3 protein-coding genes are annotated in these 2,885 nt (G+C 72.8%); 2 read left to right on the top strand and 1 reads right to left on the bottom strand.

Annotated elements, in window-relative coordinates; all coding sequences use genetic code 11:
• Positions 1-144 precede the first annotated feature (144 nt).
• On the top strand, positions 145-846 hold the full coding sequence (locus PROKR_RS21805) for a GntR family transcriptional regulator (RefSeq protein WP_051433229.1): 702 nt from the start codon (positions 145-147) through the stop codon (positions 844-846).
• An 84-nt stretch (positions 847-930) separates the two neighbouring features.
• Positions 931-2,661 carry a SpoIIE family protein phosphatase gene (locus tag PROKR_RS30905; protein WP_051433230.1) on the top strand — a complete coding sequence of 577 codons (1,731 nt, stop codon included), beginning with the start codon at positions 931-933 and terminating at the stop codon, positions 2,659-2,661.
• On the opposite strand, the gene PROKR_RS35825 is transcribed toward PROKR_RS30905, so the two are convergent.
• Positions 2,623-2,885: amidohydrolase family protein (locus tag PROKR_RS35825; RefSeq protein WP_169736511.1), on the bottom strand; the 263-nt coding region annotated here is incomplete at its 5' end. The two genes, PROKR_RS30905 and PROKR_RS35825, sit on opposite strands and share 39 nt — an antisense overlap.

The following is a 2,885-nucleotide window of genomic DNA, read 5'->3' on the forward strand; positions in this document are numbered from 1 at the left end:
GGCAGGCCCCGCCGGCGCCGAGTCGCTCGCGCCCGACGGCGTGCACCCCACGCCCACGGGCTCGCGCGCCATCGCGGACGCGTGGCTCGCGGCCTACCGGTCAGGCACACAAACGATTGTCGATAATGGCGCTAGGCTGGCCGGATGACTGATGCGCTGAGCGGTATCCCGGGTCTCGAGCGCGGGCTGCTGTCCGACCAGATCTACGACCTCGTCAAGTCGATGATCAAGTCGTCGCAGCTCGCCCCGGGAGAGCAGCTCGTGGAGTCCCAGCTCGCCCGCCGCCTGCGGGTGAGCCAGGCTCCCGTGCGCGACGCGCTCAAGCAGCTCGCGCACGAAGGGCTGGTCACGCACGTGCGCCACCAGGGCAACTTCGTGACCAAGCACTCCGACGAGGAGGCCCAGCAGGCCAAGCAGGCCCGCGTGGCGCTGGAGGCGCTCGCGGGCCGGCTCACCTGCGGCCGCCTGACGGCGGAGACGCGGGCACGGCTCGAGGAGGTGATCGCGGCGATGCACACCGCGGTGGACGCCCAGGACCTGCCCGCGTTCCGCGAGCTCGACTTCGGGTTCCACCGGGCGATCATCGAGGCAAGCGGCAACACCTACCTGCCGCGCATGTGGGACATCATCGAGCCGAGCCTGCGCTCGATGCACCTGCTCGGCGACCCCGAGTTCACCGGCGACTGGCACCAGGTGGCGGACTGGCACCGCAGCCTGCTCGACGTCCTGGACGCCGGGGACGCCGACGCCGCGTCGGCGCTGTTCGAGGCGCACGCGGCGGGGACCCTGCTCGATGCGGAGGGGGACGGCGCCCCTCACGACGCCGGCAACACCGACGGCGGCTGAGAGGGCGCTCGAACAAAACCGGACAAGCCAGGCTCACCCCCTCCGAAGGCTAGCCAGGCGAGGCGTCCTCGCTACGATTCGCATGTGAAATCGGGGTGGTTCGACGAGGCGACGGCACGCAGCGCGGTGGGCCACGAGGCCCGGACCGTCGCGTGGGAGGCCACCCCGCTCGGTCCGCCGGACGCCTGGCCGGAGTCGCTGCGCCACGCCGTCCGGCTGTGCTACTCGACGCGGTTCCCGGTGATGATGGTCTGGGGTCCGGACCTCACCCTGATCTACAACGACGGCTACCGGGAGATGCTCGGCACCGACAAGCACCCCGCCGCGCTGGGTGCGTCCGCACGAGTGGTCTGGGCGGAGATCTGGGACGACATCGGCCCGCTGTTCGACACCGTGCTGGCCACGGGGGAACCGACGTTCAGCAACGACATGTACCTGCTGATGAACCGGTCGGGATACGCCGAGGAGACGTACTTCACCTTCTCCTACAGCCCCCTGACCGACGACGACGGCCGGGTCGTGGGCGTGCTCGACATCGCGACCGAGACGACGCGCGAGGTGGTGAACCAGCGACGGCTGGCCGTGCTCGGTGAGGTGCACGGGGTGCTGCCCGCGACGTTCACCGACCTGCGCACCTTCGCCGAGCCCGTGGTCGGCGTGCTGTCGGCGAGCGCAGACGTCTCCCGGGTGGCGGTCTACGCCGCGAGCGGCCCCGAGATCGTCCTGGAGGCGGGGGCGGCCGCCGGGCACGCGGAGCTGGGCCTCGTCGTCCGTGCGCTGCGCTCGGGTCGTCGTCAGGTGGTCCCCGGCATGGTGGTCAAGCCCGTGCGGTCGGGCCAGGGGAGCGGTGTCATCGCCGCGCTCGTGCTGTGCGGTACGCCGGTGCGGCCGTGGGACGCCGACTACGCCCGTTTCATGGTGGTCCTGGCGAAGACGGTCGCCTCGGCGTTGCGCGACGTCGTCCGGCGCCGGGCCCACGACGACGCGCTGCGGTTCCGGGCCCTCCACTCGGAACAGGAACGGGCCCGGGCCGCCGAGGTGGCCCTCGCGCTGCAGCAGGCGGTGCTGACCGACCCGCCGCAGCTCGACGGTCTGGAGGTGGTCGTGCACTACCAGCCCGCGGCGGTCGAGCGGGACATCGGGGGCGACTGGTACGACGCGTTCCGGACGCGTGACGGCGCGACGACCGTGGTGATCGGCGACGTGATCGGGCACGACCTCGACGCGGCCGTCGCGATGGGCCAGGTCCGCGCTCTCGTGCGCGCCATCGGGTACGACAGCCAGGAGACGCCCGCGCGGGTGCTGGAGCGCGTGGACGCGGCCATCGACGGACTCGGCCTCGGGAGCTCGGCGACGGCGACGGCGCTGGTGGCACGCGTCGAGGAGGCCGACGGCCGGCAGGACCAGGTCCGCACGATGCGCTGGTCCAGCGCGGGGCACCTGCCTCCGATCCTGGTCCGGGCCGACGGCACGTGCGAGATCCTCCGGGTCCGCAACGACCTGCTGCTCGGCATGGACCCGGGAGCGCCGCGCCGGGACCACGTGGTCGAGATCCGGCCCGGCGACACCCTGATGCTCTACACGGACGGGCTGATCGAGACGCGGGACGACCGCCTGCGCACCCGCCTGGAGAAGCTCGCCGGGGTGCTCGAAGGAACCCACGCGGCAGACCTGCGGACCGTCGTCGAGACGGCCTTGCGCGGCATGCTGTCGGACACGGTCGCCGACGACGTCGCGATCGTGCTGGTGCGGGCCCGTCCCTGCCCGGCGCTCCCTTCAGTCCGTGAGACCGTAGAGCCGCTCCGCGGTCCCTGACCACACGGCCGCCGTCGCACCGTCGTCCAGCGCCGGCAGCGCCCGGGCCGTGCGGGCGACGATCTCCGCGTACGGCGCGACCCGGGCGGACATCGGCCAGTCGCTGCCGAACAGCAGGCGCTCCGGGCCGAGCAGGTCCACGGCGGTCCGGGCGATCGTCGCGACCCGACCGGCATCCTCCGGGCCCGCCGTGTGGAGGCCGGAGAGCTTGGCGTGCACGCGCG

The organism is Promicromonospora kroppenstedtii DSM 19349, assembly GCF_000515355.1.
In the GTDB taxonomy this organism is placed as follows: Bacteria; Actinomycetota; Actinomycetes; order Actinomycetales; family Cellulomonadaceae; genus Promicromonospora; species Promicromonospora kroppenstedtii.